This is a genomic window from Winogradskyella thalassocola (genome assembly GCF_900099995.1).
GTDB lineage: Bacteria > Bacteroidota > Bacteroidia > Flavobacteriales > Flavobacteriaceae > Winogradskyella > Winogradskyella thalassocola.
Genome location: NZ_FNCZ01000011.1, coordinates 94,528 through 118,465, shown reverse-complemented (window position 1 = coordinate 118,465; position 23,938 = coordinate 94,528). Strand labels below are relative to the sequence as shown.

Here is a 23,938-nt window from a genome sequence, read left to right as displayed (position 1 = left end):
CAATAATTGTTAATTTTACCAGTCAAAGTCCATTACCTTATTCAACAACGTATTGTAAGGACAAAGGTAATAAGAAATCATAAAGTAAATCATCAAACGGATACTCAAAATACTAGGTAAAATAGTAGCAATTATATTGCTGCTTTTTTTCATTTTGTTTTTGGTGCTATCTATTCCGGCTGTGCAAACAAAGTTGGGAAGATATGCAACCGATAGAATTAATAACGATTTTAAAACAAATATAAATATTGGACGTGTTGGACTTCAGCTTAATGGTGATATTGAGTTAAAAGAAATACTAATTAAGGATTACAAAAAAGACACCCTCATTAGTGTTGGAGAATTAAATAGTTCAATCATTAGCTTTCAGAATTTATTGAATAGTAAACTCAATTTTGGAGATATTGACCTTCAAGATGTGATTTTTAATTTAAAAACGTACAAAGGAGAAACAGATACCAATTTAGATGTCTTTGTAGCTAAGTTTGATGATGATAATCCAAGAGTTGGTCCTAGTGAGTTCCTGTTTTCATCGAGTGATGTTTCTATTGAAGGTGGAACGTTTAGATTAATTGACGAAAACCTAGAAACACCAAAAATCTTTGAATTCACAGGGCTATATGCAAATACCACTAACTTTTTAATCAACGGACCAGAGGTTAGTTCTCGCATTAATAAATTCAGTTTTATAGATAGTAGAGGTATTGCTGTTAAAAATTTAATGGCAAATTTTGAATACACCTTAGATCATATGACGTTTGGTGATTTAAACATTAAAACCGAATTATCAGAACTAAAAGGAGATTTAAGATTTGATTATAAACGTGAAGATTTAAAGTACTTTACGGACAAAGTTAATGTTGACGCTAGCTTTAGAGATTCAGATATTTCATTGACAGAACTAAACGTGTTTTTTGATGAATTTGGTACGGATCAACATGCAGAATTTAATGCAGATTTATCAGGAACCTTAAATAATTTAGAGGCTAAGAATCTTAATATCAGTACAACTTCAAATACTAGAATTATTGGTGATATTACGTTTAAAAACTTATTTAGTAAAGAGGATGATAGTTTTGCCTTACGAGGAGATTTTAAAAATCTAGCTTCAAATTATAGAGATTTAACAGCTTTATTACCAAGATTACTAGGGAACTCAATTCCAAGTGTGATTTCTAAGGTGGGTAATTTTAATATAAAGGGAACATCATATATTACTGCTAAGCGTGTCGATGCAGATATAGAAATAAATACAAATTTAGGTTTTATAAAGTCTAATTTACAACTTACAAACATCGATAATATAGATGATGCCAGTTACATCGGAAATATTGTATTAGAGGATTTTAATATTGGTGAACTTATTAATGATCCATTGGTAAAAACGACCTCTTTAAATCTTGATGTTGATGGAAAAGGCTTTACGATTAAGAATTTAATGACAGATGTAAAAGGTGATGTTTTTATGTTAGATTATAATGGCTATACCTATAGAGATATTGCACTTTCTGGAGACCTTGGAAACAGTATTTTTAATGGAATTGTAAAAGTTGAAGATCTTAATTTACAACTCGATTTTAATGGGTTAGCCGATTTTTCTGAAGACCTTAAAAAATTCGATTTTAAAGCCAATGTAGGTTATGCAAATCTTAGCAAATTGAACTTTGTAAAACGAGATAGTATTTCGGAATTTAGAGGTTTGGTAACGATGACTGCAACGGGTACAACTTTAGACAATGCTATCGGAGCTATTAATATTAAAAATACAACCTATAAAAATCAAGATAACGAGTATAATTTTCAAGATTTTGATATTGTATCGTCCTTTCAGGATGATGAGCGCACCTTAGCTATAAATTCTCCAGATATTATTGATGGTAAAATTACAGGACAGTTTAAAACGAAGGATATATTAGGATTGGTAGAGAATTCTGTAGGAAGTATTTATACCAATTTTGTTCCCAATGTGGTGGATAAAAATCAGTATATTAATTTTAGATTCAATATTTATTCAAAAATTGCCACTGTATTTTTTAAAGATTTAATCTTAGGGAAAAATACATTTATCGAAGGGCGAATTGAAACCGATGAAAAAGGATTTGAACTCACCTTTAATTCACCAGAAATTAAATTTAAGGATTACTTCGCTAATAATATCAACATCGATATAGATAATAGTAATCCTTTATTTAACACATATATTGAAATAGATAGTCTTAGTGCAGGCATTTACAATGCATCTCAATTTAGCCTTATTAATGTTACAAAGCGCGATACCTTATTAATTAAATCTGAATTTAAAGGGGGAACAAACAATGCTGATGATTTTAATCTAAGCATGTTTTACACTATAGATAAATCAAATAAATCTGTTATAGGGTTAAGAAAGTCGGAAGTGAAATTTAAAGGCTATGAGTGGCTTTTAAATTCGGAAAAGGACACTTTAAATAAAGTGACGTTTGATAGGGGTTTTAAAACATTTGATATTTTTCCTGTTAGAATTACACATGATGATGAAGAGATTTTAGTGTCTGGAAAAGTAATAGATTCAACCAATAAAAGCTTTAATGTAGATTTTAAGGATGTTGAATTAGTAAAAATCACTCCACGCATCGATAGTTTAGCATTAAGAGGTATTGTAAATGGTAAATTAGATGTGGTGCAAAGTAAAGGTGTCTATTTGCCAAAATCTAACGTAGAAATCAGTGGCTTTTTTGTAAATGATTATGATTTAGGAAATCTAAAAGCAAAAATTGAAGGCAATAATTCTATAACTAATTACAATGTCGATGTAACATTAGTTAACGATAATTTAAAATCATTAGATGCAAAAGGCACCATCGACATCGCTGCGAAAAATCCTGTTATTGATTTAAATGTTAAGTTCGAAGAGTTTCTTTTAGATCCCTTAAACCCTTTAGGAGAGGGAGTTATTAATAATATAAGGGGGTTAGTGTCTGGCTATGCCAATGTCACAGGTAGTTTAAAAAAACCAGCTATTTATGGGGAGTTATTGCTAGATAGAGCAGGTTTATCGATTCCCTATCTTAACGTAGATTATGGTTTTGATTTTGATTCTAAGGTGTCGCTTAGAGGTCAGCAATTTATTTTTAATGATGTAGCCATGACGGACTCTAAGTACTTCTCAAAAGGGAGTCTAAATGGTTTTATTGCCCACAATAATTTTTCGGATTGGAAACTAGGATTAGAATTAAACACAGATCGACTTTTAGTATTGAACACGGAAGAATCTGAAGACGAATTATATTATGGTACCGGATTTATTTCAGGAACAGCAGAAATAAAAGGCCCAACAGATCAGCTTACGATTAAAGTTATTAATGGAAGGACTGAAGCAGGAACTGAGTTTTTTATTCCACTTAATGATTCTGAAAGTTTTGGAGATAACTCGTTTATTCATTTTTTAAGTCCAGAAGAAAAAGCATCACGAATTAAAGGAGAGATTTCAGAGCAAATTGAAGTTAAAGGATTGGTTTTGGATTTTGATTTAAACGTAAATGAAAATGCTGTTATTGAAATCGTAATAGATAAAGAAGCAGGAAGTACTATAAAAGGAAGAGGAGTAGGTGGTTTAAATTTCTTAATCAATACCAACGGAACCTTTAATATGTGGGGAGATTTTGTGGTTTATGATGGAACTTATAACTTTAAATATGGAGGTTTTGTAGAGAAGAAATTTAAAGTAGAACAAGGAGGAAGTATTGTTTGGGAAGGAGATCCTATGGGAGCCGAAATTAACCTTAAAGCGTTATATGCTGGTAATGCAAATCCTTCGGTTTTATTAGATAACCCCATAAATCAAAGTATTGATGTGGAAGTCGAAATTCACTTAACGGGTAAATTAGAGCAACCAGACCCTCAATTCGATTTTAGATTTCCTAATGTAAGTTCAACGGTTAAGTCTGAGTTAGATTATAGATTATCCTCTAAAGACGAGCGCGATAATCAAGCCTTAATATTTTTAGCAACAGGTGGGTTTTCAAGTAGTTTGGGAGGTGCTAATTTTACAGGTACAATTTCAGAAAGACTTACAGGTATTGTTAATAACCTACTCGGTACAAGTAATGGAAATTTAGATATAGGTATTGATTTAGAATTAGGTCAAGACACACCAGAACTGCAGACGAATAATAAATTTGGTTTAACCCTTCAAACTAAAATAAGCGATAAAATCTTGGTGAATGGTAAGGTTGGTGTGCCTTTTGGAAGTGCGAGTCAAACCGTTATCAGTGGAGATGTTCAAATAGACTTACTGCTAAATGAAGATGGTACACTTAGAGCTAAAGTTTTCAATAGAGAAAATAGTATCAGAAACTTCGGTGAAGAAATTGGGTATACTCAAGGTGTTGGTCTATCATATAATGTAGAGTTTGATACCTTTAAAGAATTACTTCAAATTATTTTTTCAGGTAAAAACAGAAAAGATAAAATTGAAAAGAAAGAGAGTACAAAGAAGAAAAACGACGATAATTTATTGCCAGATTACATGACAATGAAGGATAAAAAGTCAAAATCAAAGTCTTAAACTTCTCAAATCCTTCATATTTATTAAATACTTATTAACGAAAACGTTTGAATTGTTTTTTCGCTATCATTTTTATGATAATAGTCACTTTTATCTATATATAGTTTCTTAATTTTACTGTAAATAATTAAGAAAATGCTACAAACAATAAAAAAAATAGGTGTTTTAACCTCTGGAGGAGATGCGCCAGGAATGAACGCTGCAATTAGATCTGTAGTAAGAACTTGTGCTTTTCATGATATAAAATGCTACGGTATTTATAGAGGATATGAAGGGATGATTGATGGGGATTTTATAGAGATGGATGCACGTAGCGTAAAAGGTATCATTAATAAAGGTGGTACGATTTTAAAATCTGCGCGATCAAAAGAGTTCAGAACTAAAGAAGGCAGACAAATAGCTTACGATCAATTAAAAAAAGCGGGTATTGATGCTTTTGTTGTGATTGGTGGAGATGGTAGTTTTACTGGTGCCATGATATTTAATAAAGAATTTAATTTTCCAGTAATGGGAATTCCGGGTACTATAGATAATGATATCTTTGGTACGACGCATACACTCGGTTACGATACAGCTTTAAATACGGTTGTTGAAGTTATAGATAAGATTAGAGATACAGCAAGTTCACATAACAGATTGTTTTTTGTTGAAGTGATGGGAAGAGATGTGGGGCATATTGCTTTAAACGTTGGTATTGCTGGTGGAGCAGAAGAAATTCTAATTCCTGAAGAAGACTTAGGATTAGATAGACTCGTAGAATCTTTAAGACGAAGTAAAAAATCTGGAAAATCATCCAGTATAGTTGTCGTAGCTGAAGGAGATAAAATAGGTAAAAGTGTTTTTGAACTTAAAGACTATGTGGATCAAAATATGGAAGGTTACGATGTTAGAGTTTCTGTACTTGGACATATGCAGCGAGGTGGTCCACCATCATGTTTCGATAGAGTTTTTGCAAGTAGAATGGGAGTAAAGGCTGTAGAAAGTTTAATTACCGGTAAAAGTAATTATATGGTGGGTATGAAAAACGACCTTATAGAATTAACACCATTTGACCAAGCTGTAAAAGGTAAATCAAAAATAAACAAGGAACTTTTAAGAGTTTCTGACATAATGTCAATTTAAATAAGAATAAAAATTAAAATAAAAATAGAAAAATGGCAGATTTAAAATTAGGAATCAACGGATTCGGTAGAATAGGAAGAATAGTTTTTAGAGCAACTGTAAAACGTAATGACGTTGATGTTGTAGCAATTAACGATTTATTAGATGTAGAGCATTTAGCATATTTATTAAAGTATGATTCTGTTCACGGAAGATTTGATGGAACAGTAGAAGTAAAAGATGGACATTTAGTTGTTGATGGAAAAACAATTCGTGTAACAGCAGAAAAAGATCCTAAAAATTTAAAGTGGGATGAAGCAGGAGCAACAGTTGTTGCAGAATGTACAGGTATTTTTACAACTTTAGAGACTGCACAATATCATATTGATGGTGGTGCTAAAAAAGTAGTAATTTCTGCACCTAGTAAAGATGCGCCGATGTTTGTAATGGGTGTGAATGATGATACGTTGAAAGCTAGTGATACTATCGTTTCTAACGCGTCTTGTACAACAAACTGTTTAGCGCCTATCGCTAAAGTTATAGAAGATAATTTCGGAATCGAAGAAGCTTTAATGACAACGATCCACGCAGCAACTTCTACTCAATTTACTGTAGATGCGCCTTCTCGTAAAAATTACCGTTTAGGACGTTCTGCTCTTAATAACATTATTCCAAGTTCTACAGGAGCTGCAAAAGCAGTAGGTAAAGTAATACCTGAATTAGACGGAAAACTTACAGGTATGGCATTTAGAGTACCAACTGTAGATGTTTCAGTTGTAGATTTAACTGTAAAAACAAAAAAAGACACAACTTTAGCAGATATCAAAGCAGCAATGAAGAATGCAGCTGAGGGATCTATGAAAGGTGTTTTAGGTTATACTGAAGATGCTGTAGTATCTCAAGATTTTGTTAGTGAAGTAAGAACTAGTGTTTTTGATGCTGATGCTTCAATTGAATTAAATTCTAAATTCTTTAAATTAATATCTTGGTATGACAATGAATTTGGATATTCAAACAAATTAATTGATTTAGCTCAAAAGGCAAATAACCTATAAGACATAGTATTAATTCTGAAAATTCCGTAGGATTATGTATTGTCATAGACTACGGAATTTTTATATAAATTCATCATCATGATTTTAATTACAGATGGGGGTTCTACAAAATGCGATTGGATTGCAATAGACTCTAATGGCAAACAAGCTGTTGATAAAATAAGAACCAAAGGTTTAAACCCAGCAATTGTAGCTGAGAAGAAACTGAGTAAAACAATTCGTAAGAGCAAAGAGTTAATGGCTATTGCTAGCGATGTGACGCATGTATACTTTTACGGAGCTGGTTGTGGAACAGAAAAACCAACACTGTTGTTAAAGTCAATTTTAGAATTGTATTTTGTTAACGCAACAGTAGAAGTTAGAGAAGATACGTATGCCGCAGTTAGGGCATGTATTAATTCTAAGGATGAAGCCGCCGTAGTATGCATATTAGGAACAGGTTCTAATTGTAGCTATTATGATGGTAAAGATTTACACCAACGTGTAGCAAGTTTGGGATTTATACTAATGGATGATGCGAGTGGAAACTATTTTGGTAAACAGTTGATTAGAGATTACTACTTTAAAAAAATGCCAGATACCATTAGTGTTGCATTTGCCCATAAACATAACTTAGATGCTGATTTTATTAAGTATAATCTTTATAAGCAAACCAATCCGAGTGCATATTTAGCAGACCATGCTGAGTTTATGTTTATCAATAAGGATTCAGAGTATATTAGCAATATAATCACTAAAGGTATTCGTCTGTTTGCAGAAAACATGATTCTTCAATTTAAGGAGGAATTAAATGCTGGGGTTCCTGTTCATTTTGCAGGATCTATTGCTTTTTTCGGTCAACAAGAAATTAAGCAAGTTGCTGAAGAATACGGATTCAAAGTAGGTAATTTTGTAAGACGACCAATAGAAGGTTTAGTAGATTATCACATACAAAATCTTTAATATGGAAATTGCAATTATAGCGCATGATGGAAAAAAGGCTGAAATGGTTCAGTTTTTAAATGAACATAGTGAAATTTTGCACCATAAAAATATTAATTTAGTGTCTACCGGTACAACTGGAGAAAAGGTGTCTAAAGCAGGTTTTAATGTTAATGCATTATTATCTGGTCCTTTGGGAGGTGATGCACAAATTGCAGCTAGAGTCGCAGAAGGAAAATGTAATATGGTGCTGTTTTTTAGAGATCCATTAGACAGACATCCACATGAACCCGATATTCTTATGTTAATGAGATTGTGTGATGTACACAATGTGCCTTTGGCTACAAATCCGGCTACAGCAGATTTGTTAATGAAATCTTTATGAAATTTTTAATAACCTGTTAATAAAACTGTGCAAGCTTGTTGTAAAACTTATATTTTGGTTATATCTTTGTACTAACAAAACGAAAACGATACAAGAATTATGTTCGACTTTGATCAATATTTAGGATTTTTAGCATTTTTAACCATATTAACTATAGGATTTTGGTTAATGATTTTCCTTTTAACCTTTGTAGTACCATATTGGATTTTTGGTTCAGCAATGGAACGTTTTAAAGAAATAAGAGAAGAAAAGAAAGCTAAACGTGAAGGGTTAACCCTTTAATAGCATTTATGATATAAAAAAAGAGAGCGCAATTTGCGCTCTTTTTTTATGCTTTATGTTTTGCTATACGGTATAACCAATACGAAGCCATTAATCCTACAAAGCTAAAGGTTGCCAAAACCTTAAATGAATTCTGTAATCCGGCGACTTTGTCAGGATTATCTAATAAGATTCCAAACATAGGCCCTGAGAAAATGTCTGGTGTATAACCAATGACGGAAATTAATCCAACAGCAGTTCCCGTTAAAGCAACAGGTATTTTCGCTTCTTCGAGTGTCGCAAAATATAATACACGACAAGAATATACTCCTATAGCTAAAAGCAAAATATTGATGATAAATAATAACGTTGTGTTTGCGTCAATAAAATCTAGTGTAAATATAATACTTGATATGATAGACAATGCAAACCCAATAATTAACCATAAGGTCGCTCTTGTTTTATCAGCTAAAAAACCAATAATTACTCCAATAATTGGACGCACATATAATAAAGAGGTACCAACTCCTGCAGATTCAATGACGTTATATTTCATAACGTCTGTAGCGTATAAAGTAAAGATGTCAGTTGCTTTATAGCCTGTATAGGCACATAAAATAATTAGCATTAATAACCAAACAGAAGGCATTCTGAGTAATACTTTAAAACTGGAGCTATCAATTAATTTGGGTTTAACAGTGATATTCTCATTGTTTTGAAGCGGTTTCAAAAAGAAATAAACTAATAAAGCAATGCAGGCGACCATTGTAGAGCAAACAAGAATTACTTGCTTAAATGCAGCTTGTCTTTCTATTAATGTGCTTTCAGAAACACCGGAATCAATAAACATTGCAAATACAAATACCCCTACAGAACCAAAAGCTGCTGCAACTAAGCCCCGCCCTCCGTCCAAAAACCCAAAAGCAATACCTTGATTATTGTGCCCTCCCCAAATTCTAGTTGCTTTTATCATTGCGGCCCAAAACAAAAAAATGGTCGTAAATCCCCAATACCCATATAAGATTTTTAATTCAAAATAATTTGGAAAGGTCGCAAAGTAAACACCACCAAGCGCAGTTAAGAGCAATGCTAAAGCCATTAAGTTCTTGGGATGGAATTTATCTGCTAGTGGACCACCAAAAAAGTATGAAATAAACGCTACCATACCATAAATTGAAAAACAATACCCAATGTCTTCATTATTAATCGCAAAGACCTCGAGAAATGTAGGTCTAAAAATGCGTTGCAACACAAAAGGCAAAATAAAAATAGCCTCTGCTGCTAATATCAATAATAATATTACATACAGAGGCTGCTTTTTAGATGGTTTTTCGGTCATACTAAACCTGTAAAACTCCCATATTAAAAGGCTTTTCAATAGGAGCGTGGTTAGCGGCTTCTATGCCCATAGAAATCCATGTTCTCGTGTCTAAAGGATCAATTACCCCATCGGTCCAAATACGAGACGCAGCATAATAAGGTGAAACCTGGTCGTCGTATCTATCTTTAATTTTATTAAATAATTCGTCTTCCTTTTCTTTAGTAATTTTCTCACCTTTTTTCTTAAGCGAAGCCGTTTCAATCTGTAATAAAACTTTGGCTGCAGAATTACCACTCATTACTGCTAATTCAGCACTTGGCCAGGCCGCAATTAATCTTGGGTCATATGCTTTTCCGCACATGGCATAGTTTCCTGCACCATAACTATTACCTAATATAATCGTGAATTTTGGAACTACCGAATTACTAACCGCATTTACCATTTTAGCGCCATCTTTAATGATTCCGGAGTGTTCTGATTTACTCCCAACCATAAATCCTGTAACATCTTGTAGAAATACCAATGGTATTTTTTTCTGATTACAATTCGCAATAAAGCGTGTAGCCTTATCAGCTGAGTCATTATAAATAACCCCGCCAAATTGCATTTCTCCTTGTTTGTTTTTAACTAATTTTCGTTGATTTGCAACGATACCTACAGCCCAACCTTCAATTCTGGCATAAGCAGTGATAATGGTTTTTCCGTAATCTTGTTTGTATTCATCAAATTCAGAGTTATCAACCAAACGTTTAATAATTTCTTTCATATCGTATTGGTCAGCACGACTTTTTGGAAGAATGCCATAGATGTCATCCGGATTTTCTTTTGGCTTCTTTGATTCAGCTCTATTATAACCAGCTTTATCAAAATCACCAATTTTATCAACGAGATTTTTAATTTTATCTAAAGCATCTTTATCATCTTTTGCTTTGTAATCTGTAACTCCAGAAATTTCGCAATGTGTTGTTGCTCCACCTAGTGTTTCATTATCAATAGATTCTCCTATGGCAGCTTTCACTAAATAGCTTCCTGCTAAGAAAATACTTCCTGTTTTATCTACAATTATAGCTTCATCGCTCATTATAGGTAAGTAGGCTCCTCCAGCAACACAACTACCCATAACTGCCGCAATTTGGGTAATGCCCATGCTGCTCATTATGGCATTATTTCTAAATATTCGTCCAAAGTGTTCTTTGTCCGGGAAAATTTCATCTTGCATTGGTAGAAAAACACCCGCGCTATCCACTAAATATATAATTGGCAAACGATTTTCTATAGCGATTTCCTGAGCACGTAAATTCTTTTTTCCTGTTATAGGAAACCAAGCTCCGGCCTTCACAGTGGCGTCATTAGCGACAACAATACATTGCTTTCCTTTTACATAACCCATCTTCACAACAACACCACCAGACGGACAGCCACCATATTGTTCATACATACCTTCACCTGCAAAAGCACCAATCTCTATGGATTTAGCTTTAGGATCTAATAAGTAATTGATGCGCTCGCGAGCTGTCATTTTTCCTTTAGCCTTATGTTTTTCAATACTTTTTTCACCACCACCTAATTTGACTTTAACTAAACGTTTTTTAAGATCGGAAAGAAGAAGTTTATTATGATCTTCGTTTTTATTGAATTTAATATCCATATGATTTGCCCATTAAAGTGGGTGTTATTTATGAGTTGAACCTTAGTTTTGTTTTGCACGAATTTACAAAACGAAACGATGTTTGGAAAGTGATTGGTTTGCTAAATAATATTACATGGAAATATTTTCCTTGGAAACTAATTAGTTTTTTTGTAAATTTGTATCATTAAAACATATAAAAAATGAAAAAAAATAAAATTATTTATTACATAGCCACAGGCTTATTAACCTTGTTAATGTTATTTTCCATTAGCATGTACTTTTTTAAACATGACGATATGGTAATGGCATTCACAAATTTTGGATATCCATCGTATATTATATATCCCTATGCTGTTGTGAAATTACTGGGATTGATAGTACTTTGGGCACCAGGTCTAAAAACCTTAAAGGAATGGGCGTATTCAGGCTTCTTTTTTGCTTTTATATTGGCCTTTTTTGCACATTATATGATTGGAGATGGTGAACAAATGGCAGCAGTATTAGCATTTGTCTTACTGATCGTATCTTACATCTTTTATAAAAAAATAAATTAAACCTAAATAAGAAATCAATGAAGCATATTATAGCATTTGCAGGAAGTAATAGTAGTACTTCAATTAATAAACAGTTAGCGACCTATGCATCTCAATTAGTAGAAGGTGTTAGTACAACAGTATTAGATTTAAACGATTTTGAAATGCCTATTTATAGTTCAGATAGAGAGCAGGCTCACGGTTTTCCTGAGCAAGCTGTAAATTTCGTGAATCATTTAAAGAAAGCAGATGGTTTTATAATTGCTTTAGCTGAACATAACGGAGCGTACACTACGGCTTTCAAAAACATATTTGATTGGGCTTCTAGAGTAGAACAAAAGACGTTTTTAAATAAACCTTTACTACTTATGACAACTTCACCAGGGGCCAGGGGGGGAGCTTCGGTTTTAGAATTGGCTGCTGATCGTTTTCCAAGACATGATGCTAATATTGTAGCAGAGTTTTCTTTACCGTCATTTTATGATAATTTTTCTGAAGGTAAAATTTCTAATGACGCATTAAATACCGAATTGTTAAACAAAGTGAAATTATTTAAAGAAAGTTTATAAGCATGGAATTAAAACACGACACGTCAAACGAAAATAATAGATTCTATCTTTTAGATAATGAAAAAGAGATCGGTGAAATTGCGTATACATACGTTAACGAAGATCTTATCGATATCAATCACACAGAGATCGACCCAAATTATAGAGGGCAAGATCTTGGTCATAAATTAATAGATGCAGTTGCAGATTTCGCAAGAGAAAATAAATTACAAGCAAAAGCAAGTTGTCCTTACGTTGCCAAAGTCTTTGGTAAGACTACGCAATATGATGACATAAAAGCCTAAATAGAATTTTAAGACTATTAATATGGGAGACTTATCTAAAGATATTAATTCAAAATTTGAAAGCAATAGAGTTAAGGCGCTTCTAAACATTATTTATACAGCTAATTGGATTACAAGTATTCAAAGCGAATCTTTTAAAGTCTTTGGAATTTCACAACAGCAGTATAATATTTTAAGAATTTTAAGAGGCGCCAACGAGCCTCTAAATGTACAAACTATTAAGGACAGAATGTTAGAACGTTCACCCAATGCTACGCGATTAATGGATAAACTCTGTGCCAAACAATTAATTAAACGTTTGCCATCAGAACACGATCGGCGTGTGGTTAAAATTGAAATTACACAGCAAGGTTTGGATTTGTTGAATACTATTCCGAGCGATATGAATAAAGAGTTAATTCAAAATTTAAGTGAAGCTGAAGCGGAACAATTAAGTGACTTATTGGATAAAATGCGCTAGTAGAATTAAATAAAAGGAAATAATCATGAAAAAAGTAATACATAAAGCAGACAGTAGAGGATTTGCAGATCATGGATGGTTGCAGGCTAAACATTCCTTTAGTTTTGCAAGTTGGAATAATCCTGAACGCGTGCATTTCGGAGCGTTAAGAGTCTTAAATGATGATGTTATTGGTCCAAAAATGGGGTTTGGAACACATCCACATGATAATATGGAAATTATAACCATACCATTAAAAGGTGTTTTAAAACATCGTGATAACATGAAAGATGATTGGCAAGCTGTGCTTCCTGGTGAAGTTCAAGTAATGTCCGCTGGTACTGGAGTGCAACATTCTGAAATTAATGGATCGGTTGATGAGCAGTTAAGTCTATTTCAAATTTGGGTGATTCCACAAGAACGAAATGTAGAGCCGCGTTACGATCAAAAAACATTTAAGGCTGAAGACCGAGAAGGAAAGCTTCAAACATTAGTATCATCTTTTGATGATAGTGACTCCGAAAGCCTTAAAATTCATCAAGATGCTAAGCTTTCAAGAATTGATTTGTCAAAAGATGAAACATTCATATATCATCTAAAAAGTACGAATCATGGTGTTTATGTAATGCTGATTTCTGGTAAAGTCGAAATCGAAGGGGATATTTTAGAATCTAGAGATGCTATAGGGATTTCAGTAACTGATAGTTTTAATTTAACAGCTAAAACAGATAGCGATTTATTATTTATTGAAGTTCCTATGATTAATTTTTAATTTTCATCATAATTTAAGTCAGAAGCATCACAAATAGTGATGCTTTTTTTATTTAAAATGCGATATTTGTAAACTAACTAACGATTAAAACTAAGAATGATTATGGCAATGAATAAAAATACAGTATTAGCTTGGGCGACATGGATTATGGTCTTTGTAGGATTAGGGTTAATTGCGCTAGGAGCATTTAGATATGATGATGTTGCAGGTTGGGGATTTGCTGCTGTTGGTGGCGGTTTCTTCTGTATTGCATGGGTTTTTAATGCATTAAAAGGACGTGTATAATTAATTTGTGATGTTCAATAGTTTAACTTTATAATAAATAACTAACAATTATGAGTGACGATAAAAAAGTAATTTTTGCAATGTCTGGTCTCACAAAGACCTTTCCAGGAGCAAATACTCCGGTTTTAAAAAATATATATTTAAGTTTCTTTTATGGTGCTAAGATAGGTATTCTAGGTCTAAATGGTTCTGGTAAGTCCACACTTTTAAAAATCATAGCAGGTGTAGATAAAAACTATCAAGGTGATGTGGTTTTTCAACCGGGTTATACGGTTGGGTATTTAGAACAAGAACCGCAATTAGATGATGACAAAACGGTTATGGAAATTGTGCGCGAAGGTGCTGCAGAAACTGTTGCCATTCTTGATGAATATAACAGTATCAATGATCAGTTTGGATTAGAAGAAGTGTATAGCGATGCTGATAAGATGGAAAAGCTAATGAATCGCCAAGCGGAACTGCAAGATCAGATTGATGCCGCTAATGCTTGGGAGTTAGATACCAAGTTAGAAATCGCAATGGACGCCTTAAGAACTCCAGATGGGGATAAGAAAATTGGAGTGCTTTCTGGTGGTGAACGTCGTCGTGTAGCTTTATGTCGCTTGTTATTACAAGAACCTGATGTATTATTATTAGATGAGCCTACCAACCACTTGGATGCAGAGTCTGTACATTGGCTAGAACATCATTTAGCACAATATAAAGGTACTGTTATCGCTGTAACACACGATAGATATTTCTTAGATAATGTGGCTGGTTGGATTCTAGAACTCGATAGAGGCGAAGGGATTCCATGGAAAGGAAACTACTCGTCTTGGTTAGATCAAAAGTCTACGCGCATGGCACAAGAAAGTAAAACGGCTTCTAAGCGTCAAAAGACATTAGAGCGTGAGCTAGATTGGGTACGTCAAGGTGCAAAAGGTCGTCAAACAAAGCAGAAAGCACGTTTGAAGAACTATGATAAATTAATGAGTCAAGATCAAAAACAGCTTGACGAAAAATTAGAAATCTATATTCCTAATGGACCACGTTTAGGAACAAATGTAATTGAAGCGATTGGTGTTGCTAAGGGCTATGATGACAAATTACTTTATGATAATCTAAATTTCAATTTGCCACAAGCAGGTATTGTTGGTGTTATTGGGCCAAATGGTGCTGGTAAAACTACAATATTCAGGATGATAATGGGTGAGGAAACTCCAGATAAAGGAGAGTTCAAAGTGGGTGAAACAGCGAAGATAGCCTACGTAGATCAGAAACACTCTAATATAGATCCAGAGAAAACTATTTGGCAAAACTTTAGTGATGAACAAGAGTTGGTAATGATGGGAGGAAAAGAAGTCAATTCTAGAGCCTATTTAAGTCGATTTAATTTTTCAGGAGGTGAGCAAAATAAGAAAGTGAAATTGCTTTCTGGTGGTGAACGTAACCGTTTACACTTGGCTATGACACTTAAAGAAGAAGGTAATGTATTACTTTTAGATGAGCCTACTAATGATTTGGATGTTAATACATTAAGAGCTCTAGAAGAAGGTTTAGAAAACTTCGCAGGTTGTGCCGTTGTTATTAGTCACGATAGATGGTTCTTAGATAGAATTTGTACACATATTTTAGCTTTCGAAGGAGATTCTCAAGTCTATTTCTTTGAAGGAGGATTTAGTGAATATGAAGAAAATAAGAAGAAACGTTTGGGTGGTGATTTAATGCCAAAACGAATTAAGTATAGAAAGTTGGTAAGGTAAATTTACAGACTATTGAGACAAAAAAAGAGCCAGCAATTTGCTGGCTTTTTTTTTTATGTTTTATTGATTATTTATTTTCTAATTGTTTTATTTTGTCTTTCAATTTTCTGGATTTTAAATATTGTAAAGCCCATAGAATTGTCATTGTAACAAACCCAATTCCCAAAATACTTATCATTCGTTGAGAAGAGCCATCTAAAATACGCGTAATCGTTATTAAATTCATTATAACTTACTATACTATTTAGTTATCTCCATAAAGATGACCACTTGGTACGTCTTCAGCAGCTTCTTCATAATCTTTATAGGCATTGGTTTGCATTAACTTTTTATTTTCAGCTTTTAGTTTATACATCTTAACGATGGCAATTAAAATAAAAACGAGAAAAATAGTTGCTACAGCTATTAAAATCATGGTGAGTTGTGTCGTAGTCACAATTATAGCCTTTATAAACAGGTTAAAATAAATCATTCTTCGCTCTAGATTTGGGTTCTATGATGCTAATATATAAAAAAAGTTAATGTTAAATACTTAATATTAAATTATTTACAAACTTTTAGTCAACAACCCTATCGATAAACTGTTAATAAAGTCCGTTAAACCACAGTGTTTTTGAGGGGGACAGATGAATTCTAATTTTTTTTAAAATTCAATTTTATTATAATAATTTGTAACAATTATTAGAAAAGTGCTACCTATATTTTAGTAACTAAAGTTTTTATAGTCTTAAAAAATTACCGAAATTGCTTAAAAGAATAATGTTCAACTTTAATAACACTACACTATATGCCTGACGATTTTGATTTATTAGAAACCAACTCACAAGAAAAAGCTGAAAAAGTCGATGTCAATTGGGGTAAAGCCATTGACCAAATGAAGTCAAAGCTTGCCCAAGAAGATGACCCAGAAAGTCGTCAGAAAATACTAAATGCAACATTAGATAATGTTGTAGATATGGCAGAAAAAGATAGGTCTACCTTATTAGATGCTATAAAGGATTTAACAGATTACCAAGATGAAGTTGGTATTATGTTCGAAGGTTTTTCGGCATTAAATGGTGCTGAGCAGAAAATCATTGACGATGCTATTAAACGATTAGAACGTGCTAAAGTTGAGCTTGAGGATGCAAATAATAAACCAGACACATGGTGGAATAATCTTTGGGGACGCAAAAGCAAAATTAAAGAAGCCGAAGCAGAACTTAAGAATGCTCAAAAAACACGTGATGCTGCAGATAATGAAGCAAAAGCGATGTTTCAGCAACGTATTGAAACGGCCGATGTTCAAACCTTATTAAATGAATTATCATTTAAGAGTCAGGCTGCAATTAAGCGTTTAAAAGATAGAGAAATTGAAATCAAAGAAGTTGAAGAAAGTCTCAAAACAGCTATTGTAGAAGCTTCTAACAATCATACTAAAGCACTTCAAAAGAAAAAAGAAGTAGAGGATAAGCTAGAGACGGAATATGCGTTATTAAAACAAGCACGTCAAGCTCTAGAAGAAGTAGCAGATAAGCAATCAACTGATTATTCTGATGCTTTAAGTAAAGTAACCACTTTAGAGCAAAAAGTTGAAGAGTTAGAAGGTCTTAAGAATGCCTACACAACATTAGCAGCTTCAAAAGATAGTTTTGTACATAAACATAACTTAACCATTAAAGTATTAACGTCTTTACGAAGTAATTTACAAACACATCGTGCAAAATTAAAGTCAGATACAGATGAACGTCTTAAGTATTATGATGGTTATGTGGTAGCTTTAAAAGCACGTACAGATCAGGAATTTGCAGCAATCTTAGAACATTTAGGTGTTAAGACAGATGAGCATATTGGTGAAACTTTAGCCGCAATGCATACCGCAAGTGCTAGAGCACGTCAAGAAATGATGGATAATATTCCAGTGCACGAAAAAGTTATGCAGGGCGTTTACGGAAGTTATGCTGAAGCTTTAAGTGAGATTCGTGAAAAGGATAAGTCTATTCAAAAGAATTTTGCAGAACGTTACGGCATTGATATGAAAGAAATTTTCGAAGATTATTACGCAGCAGATGCCAACGCACCTTCAGGAAGTGATGGAGGAGGAGAGCCAGCAGATGGACCAAAGCCAGATGCGGGTGATGATGATTTGTTAGGATAATTAAATGATGGCGTTTCCTACTTTTGCTTTAATGACAAAAGTAGGTCAGGCTTTCACTACTCGCTCTCTGCGAGGAGCTCAAACAAACCGTTCAATCCTTAACGCGAAAGCAACCTAAACATAATATATTTAGTTATAGCTAATTGTTTTCAATGGAAGACTTTTTAAGAAGAATAAAATTAATTGATACTTTCTCGACTACTTTGAATGTGTCTAGGTCTGAATTTATTTCAGCTTTGCGTAATAATGTTGATGAAGCAGATATTGATAGTATATTCTCTGGAGCATTTGAGGTATTTACATCTAGCAAAAACCTTTATAAGGGTAATGTAAATCACAATGGTTTTAGAATTAGAAAGCGAAAACGTTTTTTTGAGAAGAACATCGGAAAAACTATAGCAACCGGTAACTTGAGAGAACAAGGGGAAACATTGTTTATAAATACTCAAATTAAAGGCTGGAATAATTCCATGTTTTTATTTTATGGGTTTTTATCTGTATTCTATTTGATTTTTATTGTTGGTTCTTTTGCTAATATATTCTCAAGTGATTCGGCTTTTCCGATTTTTGTACCGATTTTTATTCTCATACATGCTTTATTTATGTTTGGAATTCCATACTTCATGATGCGTAGAAGTGTAAAACGATTAAAGGAAGATTTAGATAGAGAATTTCATTATATAATAAGTAAATCTAGTTCCCTTAGATGATTGTAACCCCATTAGATTCCGCAATATTAGATTCCAAAGAGCAATATGTATTCTATCACAAAATGATAGATTTCTCTCTAAAAGAGCTTATTGTTGCTGTTCAGCAAAAACAAATTCTGAACCATCAAGAAGTGCTTCTTTTTAAGCAATACAGCGATTTATTATTATATTCTATTGAAGCCATGCGTGTAAAATACATGTATGACGATGAAGAAAATATGAAGGTCGATTTAACAGACTCTAGTTTTCCTAATTATTTAGAATTCCGTTACTTATTTAACGATTTAGCATTACGAGAAGATTATTTAGGTAAACTCACAGACGTAGATACTTTAAAAGACGAATTTTTAGATACGTTAATGCGAAAGAAAGAACCTATTGCTAAGCGTAAGCTCTTTCAAGCAGCGTCAATAGTGTATTATACGTCGGCTAAAAAAGAATACATTTTTAATCGTTTTGTGCAAGGTAAAATTATAGCAGCACCAGAAGGTTCTGTTGCAGAGCATTTGGTGAGTTGGAGTTTTTATGATGTGTCTCACAATAGGCCGTTTATCTGCTACATGTATTTTGATTATGATGGCAAAGATCCTCTAAAAGAACGCAGTGAAATATACGGTGCTTTAAAGTCTATTGCAGACCGAGAAATGGCATTAGACACTATGGCTTACGGTATAGATAAGCGTTTACCAAAAGTATTTCCAAAGCTCATAAAACGTGTGGATTTAGGTCCAATTCATAATGTATTTGCTAAAGACGAAAATAAAGTGACACATGCCATTTTGCAAAGTATAGCAAATAAGGAAATCCCATTAGAATCGTATGCGATTTCATTTAAAATAGATGAATTAAAATCAGCGAGCGAATTTAAAGAAGGTGGTTTTTTTAGTAAACAAACCTATCAACGCTGGGATGTTATGTTTAGACAGCGTTATGTCTTTGCGCCGCACAGAATTATACAAATGCTATATAATAAAACACCCGAGATTATGAATAAGTTGGCAATGTCACCTATTCAGATTTCTGAATTAAAAATCGATAAATAAGATGAAAGTTTGGAGTCTGAAGCTCGAAGATTCGAGTAAGAAAACTTTTCACTTTTCACTTTTCACTTATAACTCAATCAATGGAACACAACTCAACTTTCCCTATAAAACAAAATGAATTAGATATGCTTCGCGATGAAGCAACATCATACTTAAAATCTATTCAATGGGAACAAGGTCAACGCGCTAAAAATAAAGATAACGACGCCAAAGATGAATCTATTTTATTGTATTTGTCTAGAGCCAATAACGGAAGCAACGTCAATGTCACTTCAGTTTCAAAAACCATTTTGGCTTTAAAAAAGCGTTTGCTACCAGAATCGGTTGCACTTCCTATTTTCTTAAATCAAACGTTGTATGCTGTACAAGAAGGATTGACTTTGGGTATATGGATTAAAGATTCGTACTATGATGCGTCTGGTTTATCGAGTTTAAGTGAGAATAAATCTGCATTAGATAGTTCAGGAAGGCGAGAGTACGAAAGCAAAATGCATACATCAACGGCATTTATGTTGTTCTCCACAGCCTATAAGATTTTACATGATTTAAAACCGCATGCTTCAGATGATTTATCGGTGATGAAGCAGAAGTTTGCAGGTATTCCAGAAGTGTCTTTTTTAACACCTTTAAAAGGAATTTCGTGTCAATTGTTTTATTACGACAAGTATTTAGGTCATCCTGAAATTATAAAGTCAGATAAAGATGTTATCGATTTTACAGTGGTTTATTTTGAAGCTTTAATTGCAGAAATTCAACTACGTAAAAGCAGTTTAGAATACACAGAAACCGTTTCGGACCGAACGTACAAACTCGAAAACTCAGACTTTGCAGTTTCGGGTTGGGAGAATGTATTTCAAGGAACAGCAAAGAGTGTTGAATTCAATAAAATTCAGTTTGAGCAAATTGTAGGTAACAAAGATGCCAAACATTTTGGTCGTCGATTAACTGAACGTTTGTTAAGTTATGATATTGAAGCAAAGAAGAATCCATTTCAAGAATTAGGCGGTTTTATGCCGGTTTTTATGGGCTATGGAATTCCGGGAACAGGAAAGAGTATGTTAATTGCTGCTATTGCCACCCGATTAAAAGAACATTCTGATAATTTAGATATTCCATTTTTATTCCACCCAATGCCAGATACGCTGATATCTACATTTCAAGGTGGTTCTGCCGAAAAAATGGTAGAGTGGATGAAGCCTCTGCAAGATCCTACTAAATTGATTTTCGCACCAATAGATGATGCTGAAAATAATTTGCAAGAACGAACAGCTCAAGGAGTTTCAGCAGGTGTAAAAGAAGTGATTGGTGTATTTTTAAGATATACAGAAGGTGCTTATGCTGTGAATTACGGAAATAGTTCTATTGGTTTATTTACCAATTTACCAGAAATGCTAGATAAAGCGGTGATTTCTCGTGTGCAAGGTCGATTTAAAATTGATGGAGCACGTACGGAACACGACTTTGTAGATCAAGATTATATTTGGTGGAAGAAGTTACAAGACACTATGCCAGATTTTGTAAACATGAATGATCCGGAAGTTTATAAATACTTATCAGATCAGGGTTTAGCAAACAGTATGGGCGAAATTTTGAATGCGGTTAATCACCCTTCAGAAGAACGTGTTCACGATACGTTTAATAAAGTAGAAAAGCTTCACGAAAACAACGATCACATGTTTTATGCGGCTTTGTATAAAGAGATTCAGAAGATATTTCCGTTTTTCTCTTCAAGAGATGTTAGAAACATTCAATCTGCAATTTCATTACGATTAACAGATTTTGACCTAGAGAAAGATTGGTTTGAGAATCCTGAAACCTATTTTAAAAAGGATTACGAAACGAAGTTCAATATGCTTCAAGAATTAATGAAATCGAATATGAAAGGTTTAAACTTTTCAGATATAAGACGACAAGAAGTCATTCGTTATTTAGATAACGTAGCGACTATTGCAGATACGGACTTTAAACGAAAAGTGGACGCTAGAGTGAATCAGTTGAATATTGAAACTGAGGCTAGAGAACAGTTTGGTAAATAAAGTGAAATATTAAAAGTATGAAGTCTATGTCATTCCGACAAAGCGAGGCACGAGCGACGAGGAATCTCATAATGGGAAAACCTAACCAACAAGCAGATTGCCACAGCTAACAATGATGTTAGCTTCGCAATGACATAAAATAGAATGTTTTGTAAAAATATGAATAACCTAAAAAATATAACTAAAACAACCCTTTCTAAAGAATGGGCAAGATTAGATAGAATAGATTACGATTATCAATTTAAAAATGGAGAATGGAAACGTTTATCACGGGAATGTTATAATCGAGGAAATGGCGCTGCGATATTACTATACAATGTAGAAAGACAAACGGTTATTCTTACTAAACAGTTCCGTATGCCTGCTTATGAGAACAATAGTAGGGAAGGTATGTCAATTGAAGCCTGTGCAGGAGCAATTGATAATAATGATAAGCCTTTAGAAACCATAATTAGGGAAACAGAAGAAGAAGTAGGTTATAAAATAAGTGAAGCAAAACTAGTTTTAACGGCATATACATCACCCGGAGCTCTAACAGAAAAGATGTTCTTATTTGTGGCAGAATATGATGAGAACATGAAAATCAGCAAAGGTGGGGGATTAGAAAGTGAAGATGAAGACATTGAAATTCTTGAAATTCCGTTTTCAGAAGCTTTAGAAATGATTAAAAAAGAAGAGATTATAGATGCAAAAACGATTATGTTATTGCAATATGTTCAGATTAACAAATTATTAATTCCCGAGAAGGCAGGAATCTGATGTCATAAAAGAAGGTCAAATAAAACCTATCGTGTTTAGAGATAAATAGTTTTAAAATCGTTCGATGATTTTTAAGCGATTTATAAATAGTGAGATTTAATTACAAATAATGAGATTACCGCTGAAGTTTATCTTGAGCGAAGCCGAAAGACAGCAACAAGATGAATAAACTAAAACAAGCCAACCTATACCGAAGTGATCTTATTCCTATAAGTGGAAAACTAGTTGAGCGTTACAACAAGTGCTTAAAAACCTTGGGGTTTTCAGAAACAAAGTTAACCTCATTTTTTATTGATGGTCTTGGTTGGAGTCCTGATATTGCTGAAGAAAAGAAAAACATGCATTACCTTAATCATGGCGATGCAAACCCCAATGGGATTATTATTTCACCATTACAAAAAGGAAAACCCGTCTATCTGCCGTTTCATTCTTTTGATAGGGAAATGATGCAACATGTATTTAGAACACATGGTCAAAAAATTAATGATATTACTAGAGACTCTGCCATTTGTATTGATTTTGATCAGAATATCGATGTGTTTTATGAGCCTTTAGATGTCTTGAAATATGATAAAATCAATATCACATTCAAGCTTATAGATAACTTAGAACAGGTTCAAAAAGATCAGTTACATCTCGTTGATAAATTTAAAAATGGGAATAACTTTATAGATGAAGGCATTCATCAACAATTACTAGATTCTGCAAATACATTTGGCGATTTAAGAGATAGAGATTTAAGCTTACATCCATTACAATTTAGAACAGATTCGTTTTACACAAGGGCTTTTGATGGAGTGTATTTACTTCGTGATTTCATAAAACCGATAGTCGTTTTTGAAAGTAAAGAACATTATAAGGAAGCGATAAAAGATACCATTCACGATGTACTGATTTATCATATTGAGCAACCAGAATTAGTAGATAAGTTAAAAGATCATTTAATTATTGAATGTGATTTGGAAACGTTAGTAAAAACACCAAATTACGATCGCGTTAAGAAGTATGAATTAGCTCAGTTTTTAAAAGAGACTGAACATCCTATTAAGGATATTTTAAATGATAATGTATTATTTAAAAGTTATTTAAACAAAATAGACATCAATGCCAGAAAGCAGGTGATGAGTGTCGAAATATATCTTGAAAAATTAGAACGTAGTAATGCCTATAAAATTGAAGATATTGTAGATCAGGCCTTTTATTTTGCTTTGCATCAGCCACATTCATCGCTGTCTTCTGAGCATCGCGATTTAATTCATAAGTTACTCATTAACATTGCTCCAATGGATGTGTTATTCTTGTATTGGTATGATAAAGAACAGTTTTATATAAATTATTTGACTTGGGATGATTCTTTTAAGGATTGGGTAATTGAAAGAATCCGTAACAATATTTGATAATTTTAGACT

At 33.2% G+C, this 23,938-nt stretch carries 22 protein-coding genes; 19 read left to right on the top strand and 3 right to left on the bottom strand.

Features of this window, described 5'->3' with window-relative positions:
- Positions 1-193: 193 nt before the first annotated feature.
- From BLT80_RS18270 to BLT80_RS18245, 6 genes are all read left to right on the top strand, one after another.
- Positions 194-4,546: a translocation/assembly module TamB domain-containing protein gene (locus tag BLT80_RS18270; protein WP_245710299.1), complete on the top strand. Its 4,353-nt coding sequence runs from the start codon at positions 194-196 to the stop codon at positions 4,544-4,546.
- A 135-nt stretch (positions 4,547-4,681) separates the two neighbouring features.
- On the top strand, positions 4,682-5,668 hold the full coding sequence (gene pfkA / locus BLT80_RS18265; protein ID WP_092470704.1) for a 6-phosphofructokinase: 987 nt from the start codon (positions 4,682-4,684) through the stop codon (positions 5,666-5,668).
- A 32-nt stretch (positions 5,669-5,700) separates the two neighbouring features.
- Complete coding sequence (gene gap / locus BLT80_RS18260) at positions 5,701-6,702, top strand: type I glyceraldehyde-3-phosphate dehydrogenase (RefSeq protein ID WP_092470702.1); 1,002 nt, start codon at positions 5,701-5,703, stop codon at positions 6,700-6,702.
- A gap of 78 nt (positions 6,703-6,780) precedes the next feature.
- A complete protein-coding gene (locus BLT80_RS18255; protein ID WP_092470700.1) occupies positions 6,781-7,644 on the top strand; it encodes an N-acetylglucosamine kinase in 864 nt (287 codons plus the stop codon).
- A gap of 1 nt (position 7,645) precedes the next feature.
- On the top strand, positions 7,646-8,008 hold the full coding sequence (locus BLT80_RS18250; protein ID WP_092470698.1) for a methylglyoxal synthase: 363 nt from the start codon (positions 7,646-7,648) through the stop codon (positions 8,006-8,008).
- A 99-nt stretch (positions 8,009-8,107) separates the two neighbouring features.
- Positions 8,108-8,290, top strand: a complete 183-nt coding sequence (locus BLT80_RS18245; protein WP_092470696.1) for a hypothetical protein — start codon at positions 8,108-8,110, stop codon at positions 8,288-8,290.
- Positions 8,291-8,336: 46 nt separating this feature from the next.
- Here BLT80_RS18245 and BLT80_RS18240 read toward each other — a convergent pair whose 3' ends face one another.
- A complete protein-coding gene (locus tag BLT80_RS18240) occupies positions 8,337-9,608 on the bottom strand; it encodes an MFS transporter (RefSeq protein WP_092470694.1) in 1,272 nt (423 codons plus the stop codon).
- 1 nt (position 9,609) lies between these two features.
- Positions 9,610-11,238, bottom strand: coding sequence for an acyl-CoA carboxylase subunit beta (locus BLT80_RS18235; RefSeq protein WP_092470692.1), 1,629 nt, complete (start codon positions 11,236-11,238; stop codon positions 9,610-9,612).
- Positions 11,239-11,420: 182 nt separating this feature from the next.
- Between BLT80_RS18235 and BLT80_RS18230 the strand changes: the two genes are divergently transcribed.
- The 7 genes from BLT80_RS18230 (at position 11,421) to ettA (ending at position 15,844) form a co-directional block, all read left to right on the top strand.
- Complete coding sequence (locus tag BLT80_RS18230) at positions 11,421-11,774, top strand: DoxX family protein (RefSeq protein ID WP_092470690.1); 354 nt, start codon at positions 11,421-11,423, stop codon at positions 11,772-11,774.
- A gap of 17 nt (positions 11,775-11,791) precedes the next feature.
- Positions 11,792-12,322, top strand: coding sequence for an NADPH-dependent FMN reductase (locus BLT80_RS18225; RefSeq protein WP_092470687.1), 531 nt, complete (start codon positions 11,792-11,794; stop codon positions 12,320-12,322).
- Positions 12,323-12,324: 2 nt separating this feature from the next.
- Positions 12,325-12,606: a GNAT family N-acetyltransferase gene (locus BLT80_RS18220; protein WP_092470684.1), complete on the top strand. Its 282-nt coding sequence runs from the start codon at positions 12,325-12,327 to the stop codon at positions 12,604-12,606.
- Between the two features lie 22 nt (positions 12,607-12,628).
- A complete protein-coding gene (locus BLT80_RS18215; RefSeq protein WP_092470682.1) occupies positions 12,629-13,066 on the top strand; it encodes a MarR family winged helix-turn-helix transcriptional regulator in 438 nt (145 codons plus the stop codon).
- Between the two features lie 25 nt (positions 13,067-13,091).
- Positions 13,092-13,817, top strand: coding sequence for a pirin family protein (locus tag BLT80_RS18210; RefSeq protein ID WP_092470680.1), 726 nt, complete (start codon positions 13,092-13,094; stop codon positions 13,815-13,817).
- A gap of 102 nt (positions 13,818-13,919) precedes the next feature.
- Positions 13,920-14,102, top strand: a complete 183-nt coding sequence (locus BLT80_RS18205; RefSeq protein ID WP_040757621.1) for a CAL67264 family membrane protein — start codon at positions 13,920-13,922, stop codon at positions 14,100-14,102.
- Between the two features lie 50 nt (positions 14,103-14,152).
- Positions 14,153-15,844 (top strand): energy-dependent translational throttle protein EttA, encoded by a 1,692-nt coding sequence (gene ettA, locus BLT80_RS18200; RefSeq protein ID WP_092470678.1) that lies wholly within the window; start codon positions 14,153-14,155, stop codon positions 15,842-15,844.
- 244 nt (positions 15,845-16,088) lie between these two features.
- Here the strand turns inward: ettA and BLT80_RS19930 are convergent, their stop codons facing one another.
- Entirely contained in the window at positions 16,089-16,316 is a 228-nt protein-coding gene (locus BLT80_RS19930) for a hypothetical protein (protein ID WP_139181104.1), read from the bottom strand.
- Between the two features lie 315 nt (positions 16,317-16,631).
- Here BLT80_RS19930 and BLT80_RS18195 point away from each other — a divergent pair, with 315 nt between their 5' ends.
- From BLT80_RS18195 to BLT80_RS18170, 6 genes are all read left to right on the top strand, one after another.
- The gene (locus BLT80_RS18195; RefSeq protein WP_092470676.1) at positions 16,632-17,981 is read left to right on the top strand and encodes a coiled-coil domain-containing protein; all 1,350 of its coding nucleotides are present in this window, start codon (positions 16,632-16,634) and stop codon (positions 17,979-17,981) included.
- A 152-nt stretch (positions 17,982-18,133) separates the two neighbouring features.
- On the top strand, positions 18,134-18,691 hold the full coding sequence (locus BLT80_RS18190; protein ID WP_092470673.1) for a hypothetical protein: 558 nt from the start codon (positions 18,134-18,136) through the stop codon (positions 18,689-18,691).
- On the top strand, positions 18,688-19,734 hold the full coding sequence (locus BLT80_RS18185; protein WP_092470671.1) for a hypothetical protein: 1,047 nt from the start codon (positions 18,688-18,690) through the stop codon (positions 19,732-19,734). Before BLT80_RS18190 ends, BLT80_RS18185 begins: the two co-directional genes overlap by 4 nt.
- A gap of 80 nt (positions 19,735-19,814) precedes the next feature.
- Positions 19,815-21,770 carry an AAA family ATPase gene (locus BLT80_RS18180; RefSeq protein WP_092470669.1) on the top strand — a complete coding sequence of 652 codons (1,956 nt, stop codon included), beginning with the start codon at positions 19,815-19,817 and terminating at the stop codon, positions 21,768-21,770.
- A gap of 159 nt (positions 21,771-21,929) precedes the next feature.
- The gene (locus BLT80_RS18175) at positions 21,930-22,529 is read left to right on the top strand and encodes an NUDIX domain-containing protein (protein ID WP_245710298.1); all 600 of its coding nucleotides are present in this window, start codon (positions 21,930-21,932) and stop codon (positions 22,527-22,529) included.
- 161 nt (positions 22,530-22,690) lie between these two features.
- The gene (locus tag BLT80_RS18170) at positions 22,691-23,926 is read left to right on the top strand and encodes a DUF6638 family protein (RefSeq protein ID WP_092470665.1); all 1,236 of its coding nucleotides are present in this window, start codon (positions 22,691-22,693) and stop codon (positions 23,924-23,926) included.
- Positions 23,927-23,938 lie beyond the last annotated feature (12 nt).

What these genes read in the sequence shown, in the direction of transcription:
- BLT80_RS18190 (WP_092470673.1), top strand. Translation starts at nt 18,134, where the DNA reads ATGGAAGACTTTTTAAGAAGAATAAAATTAATTGATACTTTCTCGACT.
- BLT80_RS18220 (WP_092470684.1), top strand. Translation starts at nt 12,325, where the DNA reads ATGGAATTAAAACACGACACGTCAAACGAAAATAATAGATTCTATCTT.
- BLT80_RS18245 (WP_092470696.1), top strand. Translation starts at nt 8,108, where the DNA reads ATGTTCGACTTTGATCAATATTTAGGATTTTTAGCATTTTTAACCATA.
- BLT80_RS18240 (WP_092470694.1), bottom strand. Translation starts at nt 9,608, where the DNA reads ATGACCGAAAAACCATCTAAAAAGCAGCCTCTGTATGTAATATTATTA.
- BLT80_RS19930 (WP_139181104.1), bottom strand. Translation starts at nt 16,316, where the DNA reads ATGATTTATTTTAACCTGTTTATAAAGGCTATAATTGTGACTACGACA.
- BLT80_RS18225 (WP_092470687.1), top strand. Translation starts at nt 11,792, where the DNA reads ATGAAGCATATTATAGCATTTGCAGGAAGTAATAGTAGTACTTCAATT.
- ettA (WP_092470678.1), top strand. Translation starts at nt 14,153, where the DNA reads ATGAGTGACGATAAAAAAGTAATTTTTGCAATGTCTGGTCTCACAAAG.
- BLT80_RS18215 (WP_092470682.1), top strand. Translation starts at nt 12,629, where the DNA reads ATGGGAGACTTATCTAAAGATATTAATTCAAAATTTGAAAGCAATAGA.
- BLT80_RS18250 (WP_092470698.1), top strand. Translation starts at nt 7,646, where the DNA reads ATGGAAATTGCAATTATAGCGCATGATGGAAAAAAGGCTGAAATGGTT.
- BLT80_RS18170 (WP_092470665.1), top strand. Translation starts at nt 22,691, where the DNA reads ATGAATAAACTAAAACAAGCCAACCTATACCGAAGTGATCTTATTCCT.
- BLT80_RS18175 (WP_245710298.1), top strand. Translation starts at nt 21,930, where the DNA reads ATGAATAACCTAAAAAATATAACTAAAACAACCCTTTCTAAAGAATGG.
- BLT80_RS18195 (WP_092470676.1), top strand. Translation starts at nt 16,632, where the DNA reads ATGCCTGACGATTTTGATTTATTAGAAACCAACTCACAAGAAAAAGCT.
- BLT80_RS18210 (WP_092470680.1), top strand. Translation starts at nt 13,092, where the DNA reads ATGAAAAAAGTAATACATAAAGCAGACAGTAGAGGATTTGCAGATCAT.
- gap (WP_092470702.1), top strand. Translation starts at nt 5,701, where the DNA reads ATGGCAGATTTAAAATTAGGAATCAACGGATTCGGTAGAATAGGAAGA.
- BLT80_RS18255 (WP_092470700.1), top strand. Translation starts at nt 6,781, where the DNA reads ATGATTTTAATTACAGATGGGGGTTCTACAAAATGCGATTGGATTGCA.
- BLT80_RS18230 (WP_092470690.1), top strand. Translation starts at nt 11,421, where the DNA reads ATGAAAAAAAATAAAATTATTTATTACATAGCCACAGGCTTATTAACC.
- BLT80_RS18205 (WP_040757621.1), top strand. Translation starts at nt 13,920, where the DNA reads ATGGCAATGAATAAAAATACAGTATTAGCTTGGGCGACATGGATTATG.
- BLT80_RS18180 (WP_092470669.1), top strand. Translation starts at nt 19,815, where the DNA reads ATGGAACACAACTCAACTTTCCCTATAAAACAAAATGAATTAGATATG.
- BLT80_RS18235 (WP_092470692.1), bottom strand. Translation starts at nt 11,238, where the DNA reads ATGGATATTAAATTCAATAAAAACGAAGATCATAATAAACTTCTTCTT.
- pfkA (WP_092470704.1), top strand. Translation starts at nt 4,682, where the DNA reads ATGCTACAAACAATAAAAAAAATAGGTGTTTTAACCTCTGGAGGAGAT.
- BLT80_RS18185 (WP_092470671.1), top strand. Translation starts at nt 18,688, where the DNA reads ATGATTGTAACCCCATTAGATTCCGCAATATTAGATTCCAAAGAGCAA.